The sequence below is a fragment of the Polaromonas sp. P1_G1 genome (assembly GCF_056405595.1).
Map to the genome: position 1 here is coordinate 1 of NZ_JBFUBU010000087.1, position 7,511 is coordinate 7,511.

At 65.0% G+C, this 7,511-nt stretch carries 2 protein-coding genes; both read left to right on the forward strand.

Annotated features, from left to right (window positions below; translation table 11 throughout):
- Positions 1–4,874: HAMP domain-containing protein (locus tag AC1D1Y_RS25465; RefSeq protein WP_477684803.1), on the forward strand; the 4,874-nt coding region annotated here is incomplete at its 5' end.
- Positions 4,871–7,045: a response regulator gene (locus AC1D1Y_RS25470; RefSeq protein WP_477684804.1), complete on the forward strand. Its 2,175-nt coding sequence runs from the start codon at positions 4,871–4,873 to the stop codon at positions 7,043–7,045. The genes AC1D1Y_RS25465 and AC1D1Y_RS25470, both read left to right, overlap by 4 nt.
- The last annotated feature ends 466 nt before the right edge of the window (positions 7,046–7,511 follow it).

A 7,511-nucleotide genomic window follows, 5' to 3' on the forward strand; every position in this document is an offset into this window, starting at 1 on the left:
GTAATTTGACATCCCAGGTGCGCAACATCGCCGACGTGACCAAGGCCGTGGCCGCCGGTGACCTGTCCAAGAAGATCACGGTGGACGTGAAAGGCGAGATTCTCGAACTCAAGAACACCATCAACACCATGGTGGACCAGCTCTCGTCGTTCGCTTCCGAGGTGACGCGTGTGGCCCGTGAAGTGGGCACCGAAGGCAAGCTGGGTGGCCAGGCCGACGTGCAAGGCGTGGCCGGCACCTGGAAGGATTTGACCGACTCGGTCAACTCCATGGGATCCAACCTGACCGGCCAGGTGCGCAACATCGCCGAGGTGACGACGGCCGTGGCGGCCGGCGACCTGTCCAAGAAGATCACGGTGGACGTGAAGGGCGAAATCCTGGAACTCAAAAACACCATCAACACCATGGTGGACCAGCTTTCCTCGTTCGCGTCCGAGGTGACGCGTGTGGCGCGCGAGGTCGGTACCGAAGGCAAACTGGGTGGTCAGGCCGATGTGCAGGGCGTGGCCGGTACCTGGAAGGATTTGACCGACTCGGTCAACTCTATGGGCTCCAACCTGACAGGCCAGGTGCGCAACATCGCCGAAGTGACCAAGGCCGTGGCGGCAGGCGACCTGTCCAAAAAGATCACGGTGGACGTGAAGGGCGAAATCCTGGAACTCAAGGCCACCATCAATACCATGGTGGACCAACTGCGGTCCTTCGCGTCCGAAGTGACGCGTGTCGCTCGCGAGGTGGGCACCGAAGGCAAGCTGGGCGGCCAGGCCGACGTGCAAGGCGTGGCCGGCACCTGGAAGGACTTGACGGATTCCGTGAACTCCATGGGCTCCAACCTGACCGCACAGGTGCGCAACATCGCCGAAGTGACAACCGCCGTGGCGGCCGGTGACCTGTCCAAAAAAATCACGGTGGACGTCAAGGGCGAGATTCTTGAACTCAAGAACACCATCAACACCATGGTGGACCAGCTGCGGTCTTTTGCCTCCGAAGTGACGCGCGTGGCGCGCGAAGTGGGCACCGAAGGCAAGCTGGGCGGCCAGGCCGACGTACAGGGTGTGGCCGGCACCTGGAAGGATCTGACCGACTCGGTCAACTCCATGGGGTCCAACCTGACTGCTCAGGTGCGAAACATCGCCGAGGTGACGACGGCCGTGGCGGCCGGTGACCTGTCCAAGAAAATCACGGTGGACGTCAAAGGCGAAATCCTGGAGCTGAAAAACACCATCAACACCATGGTGGACCAGCTGCGATCCTTCGCCTCCGAAGTGACRCGKGTGGCGCGCGARGTGGGCACCGAAGGCAAGCTGGGCGGCCAGGCCGACGTGCAGGGCGTGGCCGGCACCTGGAAGGACCTGACCGACAACGTGAACTTCATGGCCGGTAATTTGACATCCCAGGTGCGCAACATCGCCGACGTGACCAAGGCCGTGGCCGCCGGTGACCTGTCCAAGAAGATCACGGTGGACGTGAAAGGCGAGATTCTCGAACTCAAGGCCACCATCAACACCATGGTGGACCAGCTGCGATCTTTCGCATCGGAAGTGACGCGCGTCGCGCGCGAGGTGGGCACCGAAGGCAAGCTGGGTGGCCAGGCCGACGTGCAGGGCGTGGCCGGTACCTGGAAGGACTTGACCGACAACGTGAACTTCATGGCCGGCAACCTGACCAGCCAGGTGCGCGGCATTGCGCGCGTGGTGACGGCCGTGGCCAACGGCGACCTGGAACGCAAGCTGACCGTGGAGGCCAAGGGCGAGATCGCCGCTTTGGCCGACACCATCAACGGCATGACCGACACGCTGGCCACCTTCGCCGACCAGGTGACCTCGGTGGCGCGTGAGGTGGGCGTCGAAGGCAAGCTGGGCGGCCAGGCCAAGGTGCCGGGCGCGGCCGGTACCTGGAAAGGCCTGACCGAAAACGTCAACCAGCTGGCCGCCAACCTGACGACCCAGGTGCGCGCCATCGCCGAGGTGGCGACAGCCGTGACGCAGGGCGACTTGACCCGCTCCATCACCGTGGAGGCGCTGGGCGAGGTGGCCGCCCTGAAAGACACGATCAATGAAATGATCCGCAACCTCAAGGACACCACCCAGGTCAACACCGAGCAGGACTGGCTCAAGACCAACCTGGCCAAGTTCAGCCGCATGCTGCAGGGCCAGAAAGACCTGGTGGCCGTGGGCCACCTGATCCTCTCGGAACTGGCCCCGGTGGTAGGTGCCCAGCAGGCCGAGTTTTACGTGCTGAGCTACACGCATGAAAGGCCGCGCCTGCGCCTGATGGCGAGCTACGCCTCGGACGGGCAGGGCGCTTACGGCAAGGAAATCGACCTGGGCCAGGGCCTGATAGGCCAGTGCGCTTTCGACAAGCAGAAGATATTGCTGACCTCCTCGATGCCCCAGGGCCTCAAGATATCGTCCGGCCTCACCGAAGTGGCGCCCATGGACATCCTGGTGCTGCCCATCATCTTCGAGGGCCAGGTCCGGGGCGTGGTCGAACTCGCCTCGGTCGAGCGATTCAACCCGACGCACCAGGCCTTCCTGGACCAGCTCACCGAAAGTATCGGCATCGTGATCAACACGATCGAAGCCAATATGCGCACCGAGGACCTGCTGACCCAGTCGCAGTCCCTGGCGCAGGAGCTGCAAAGCCGGCAGGAAGAACTGCAGCAGACCAACGAGGAACTGCAGGAAAAAGCCCACCTGCTGGTCCAGCAGAACGACGAGGTGGAGCGCAAGAACCAGGAGGTCGAGCAGGCCCGCCAGGCGCTCGAAGAAAAAGCCAAGCAGCTTTCGCTGACCTCCAAGTACAAGTCCGAGTTCCTGGCGAACATGTCGCACGAGCTGCGCACGCCGCTCAACAGCCTCTTGATCCTGTCCGACCAGCTGTGCAAGAACTCCGAAGGCAACCTGACCGCCAGGCAGGTGGAGTTCTCCAAGACCATCCATTCATCCGGCAACGATTTGCTGATGCTGATCAACGACATCCTGGACCTGTCCAAGATCGAGTCGGGCACGGTGGTCGTGGACGTCAACGAGTTGCGCCTGTCCGACCTGCAGATGTATGTGGAGCGCACCTTCCGCCACGTCGCCGAGGCCAAGAGCGTGGATTTCCTGATCACCACCGGCCTGCAGCTGCCGGTGTCCATGGTGACCGACGTCAAGCGCTTGCAGCAGATCCTCAAGAACCTGCTGTCCAACGCCTTCAAGTTCACGCACCAGGGCCACGTGGCCCTGGCCATCGAAGAAGCCTTCACCGGCTGGAGCCCGGACAACGAGGAACTCAACCGCGCCCAGCAGGTGCTGGCGTTTTCCGTCACCGACACCGGCATCGGCATTTCCGCCGACAAGCAGCAGATCATCTTTGAAGCCTTCCAGCAGGCCGACGGCTCTACCTCCCGCAAATACGGCGGCACCGGCCTGGGCCTGGCCATCAGCCGCGAACTCTCGCGCCTGCTGGGCGGCGAGATCCGCCTGTCCAGCGCACCCGGCGAGGGCAGCAGCTTTGTGCTTTACCTGCCGCTGGTCTACGCCTCGCCGCGCGGCGCGCGCAAGCCCGGCGGCAGCGCCGAACAGCGCATCGAAGCCAGCGCGCCCGTCCGGCTCGGCTTCGAGAAGCTGGAACCGGCTTTTGAGGATGCCGTCCTGGCGGCGGACGCCAGCGCCCTGGCCAACGAAGCCGCCGATGACCGGCACGCCATCCAGCCCGGCGACTTCGTGCTGCTGATCGTGGAAAACGACCTGGCCTTCGCCGGCTTCCTGCTCGACGCGGCCCGCGCCAAGGGCTTCAAGGGCCTGGTGACCCCGCTGGGCGCTGGCGCGCTGACGCTCGCAGCCGAGTACAAGCCCTCGGCCATCACGCTGGACATGCACCTGCCCGACATGGAAGGCTGGCGCGTGCTAGAGCGCATCAAGCAGGACGCCGGCGTGCGGCACATCCCGGTCTGCGTCATCTCCACCGACGACTCCAAGGACCGCGCCTACCGCTCGGGCGCCATGGCCTTCATCGAAAAACCGATCCCGTCCAAGGAAGTGCTCGACGAGATGCTGGAGCAGCTGCACCGCTATGTGTCGCGCTCGGTCCGGCATATGCTGGTCGCCCTGAAGGACGATGTCTTGCGCGGCGAGGTCACCGGCATGCTGCAGCACAGCCATGTGCAGTGCACCGCCGTAGCCTCGCTGGCCGGCGTCAAGGCCGAAGACCTCACCCGCTTTGAATGTGTCGTCACCGACGATGCCTCCCTGACCGAGGGCTTTGAGGGCATGCGCCGTGCCGCGCCGGAGCGCCGGGCGCTCGGGCCGCTGCCCGTGGTGGTCTGGCGCGACGGGCCCATCGACGCGCTGCACCAGCCGGCCTGGCAGTCCCGCGACGGCTTCCTGTTCCGCGAGGCCAGGTCCATCCCGCGGGTGCTGGACCAGGCCATGCATGCCCTGCACCTGACAGAGGCACGCATGACCGAAAAGCAGCGCGGCACCCTGAGGGCCCTGCACGAGGCCAACAAATCGCTCGCCGGGAAAAGGGTGCTGATCGTCGACGACGACATGCGCAACATCTTCGCCCTGGCCACCGTGCTCGAAGAGGAGGGCATGGACATCGTCTGGGCCGACAACGGCCACGACGCCATCGCCAAGGTCGCCTCCGACCCGCAGCTCAGCGTGGTGCTGATGGACATCATGATGCCGGTGATGGACGGCCTGGTCACCATGCAGGAGATCCGCAAGCTGCCGGCCGGCAAGAGCCTGCCCATGATCGCCGTCACGGCCAAGGCCATGAAGGGCGACCGCGAGAAATGCATTGAGGCCGGCGCCTGGGACTACCTGTCCAAGCCGGTCAATACCGAAAACCTGCTGGCCGTGCTGCGCGCCTGGTTGCCCCGATGAGCGCTGTCCTCATGCCGCAGGAGCCGGCCACCATGCTCAATCCCGATCCCGTCAACATCCTGATCGTCGACGACCTGCCTGAAAAGCACGTCGTCATGGGCAGCATCCTCGAGGAGCTGGGGCAGAACCTGGTCAGTGCCCGTTCCGGCCGCGAGGCCCTGCGCCTGATCCTGCAGATGGACTTCGCCGTCATCCTGCTCGACGTCAACATGCCCGACATCGACGGCCTGGAAACCGCCAGCCTGATCCGGCAGTACAAGAAGACCTCGCAGACGCCCATCCTCTTCATCACCGCCTACGTGGACGAGATGCAGGCCGCCAAGGGTTACGAGCTGGGCGCGGTCGACTACATCTCGACCCCCGTCGTGCCCGGCGTGCTGCGCTCCAAGGTCAAGGTCTTCGTCGAGCTGCACCGCATGCACCGCCAGCTGCAGCAGCAGGCCGTCGAGCGCGAGGCGCTGGCGCGGGCGGAGGCGGCCCGCACCGCCGCGGAAGAGGCCACGCGCCGCGCCGCCTACCTGGCCGAGGCCAGCCAGCGCCTGTCCATGTCCCTCAACATCGACGCCACCGTCCATGCCCTGGCCGACATCGCCGTGCCCGGCCTGGGCGCCATGGCCGCCGTCGCCTTGCTGGACGACCATGGCGAACTGCACTGCCGCTGCCTCAAAATCGCGGGCGATGCCGATCCCTCCCTGGGCCCGGTATTGCTCGAATGCCACCGCGAGTTGAGCCCGGCCATGGCCGCGGTGGCCCGTGGCGCCATGCTCTCGCGCGACATCCAGTTTCTGACCGCCATGGACCTGTGCGCGGCACCGGCCGCGTCCGCTCCGCCGCCGGCCTGGCCGGAACTGCCGCCGGACCACGAGGAGATGGCCGTCTGCCCGCTGGTCGCCGGCGATCAGCAACTGGGCGCGCTCATCCTCTTCGGCAAGGCCGGCGGCTTCGCGCAGGCCGATGCCGCGCTGCTCAGCGAGGTCGTGGGCCGGGCCTCCATCGCCATGGAAAACGCCAGGCTCTACACGCTGGTGCAGGAGGCCGACCGCCGCAAGAACGAGTTCCTGGCGATGCTGGCGCACGAGCTGCGCAACCCGTTGGCGCCGATACGCAACGCGGTCCACATCATCAACGGGGCCCAGGTGGCCGACCCGACGGTGGCCTGGGCGCGCGACGTGATCGCACGCCAGGTCGACCACATGTCCCGGTTGGTCGACGACTTGCTGGACGTTTCGCGCATCGTGCGCGGCAAGGTGACCGTCCACATGGAGCCGCTGCTGCTCGCCACCCTATGCGAGCGCGCCGTCGAAGCCAGCAACCCCTTGCTGGCCGCCAGGCAGCAGTCGCTCAAGGTCAAGCTCCCGGACGAGGCCGTGGTCCTGCGGGGCGACCTGGTGCGCCTGTCCCAGGTGCTGTCCAACCTGCTCAACAACGCCTCCAAGTTCACCGACCCGCAGGGCAAGATCGCCCTGGACGCATCGCTGAAGGGCGACAGCATTTTTATCACCGTCTCCGACACCGGCCAGGGCATAGACGCCGAATTCCTGCCGCACATCTTCGACCTGTTCGCCCAGGGCGACCAGGCGCTGGACCGCGCCCAGGGCGGGCTGGGCATAGGCCTCACGCTCGTCAAGCACCTGGTGGACCTGCACCAGGGCACGGTCGAGGCCTATAGCGAAGGCCGCGGCAAGGGAAGCCGCATCACCGTGTCCTTCCCGGCCAAGCTTGCAGCGCAAGGCGCGGCCCTTCCCGCCGCCGTAGCGCCGAAAGCCGCGAGGCCCGCGCCGGCCGCCTCCCGCAAAGTCCTGGTCGTCGACGACTTGCCGGCCTCGGCGGACACGCTGAAAGTTTTGCTGGAACTCGAAGGCTATGTGGTGAGGATCGCGAACGACGGCGCGGCGGCGCTCACGGTGGCCCAGGAGTTCGGGCCCGACGTGCTCATCCTCGACATCGGCCTGCCCGGCATGGACGGGTTTGAAGTGGCGCGCCAATTGCGTAGCCGGCCTGAATCCAAAGATGCGTTGTTGATTGCCTTGACGGGGTATGGGGAGGCTGAGAGTCGGCAGCGGTCGCAACGGGCGGGGTTTGATCATCATGTGGTCAAGCCGGCTGACATCGACTTTTTGCTGTCGCTGGTCAGCCAGCCGCCTGTGGTGCGGAACCTGGAGGGGGTTTAGTTTTTTTTGGCGCTGTTGTTGGTTTGGATTCCGGGGCCGGGGTTGCCGGCAGCAACTCACTTTTCTTTGCTTCGCCAAAGAAAAGTAAGCAAAAGAAAGGCGACCCGCAGTCTGGGTCCCTACGCTTCGCTACGGGCAACCTGCGGTGCTCGACTACGGCGGGGTCTCGCGCAAACTCGCTTCGCTCAGACAAGCGCGATCCCTGATCCGCCTACGTCTGCGCTCATCGGCCCAGCCAGGACGGGGCAATCGGGAGCGGAAGCGGAAACAGAAGACAGAAATACAAAGAACAAACCAAGACAAACAAGGACTCGCCAAGGCGAGTCCTTGTGGTTTTCAGTATTTGGATTTGGTATTCCTCGTCCCCACCCCTTGTGGATGCGCCGAGGAGCGGAGGTTCAGGCGGATCAGGGATCGCGTTGTCTGAGCCGAAGGCGAGTTTAGCGAGACCCCGCCTGGACCGAGC

Excerpts from the sequence above, each read along its gene's own strand:
- AC1D1Y_RS25470 (WP_477684804.1), top strand. The coding sequence starts at position 4,871 with ATGAGCGCTGTCCTCATGCCGCAGGAGCCGGCCACCATGCTCAATCCC.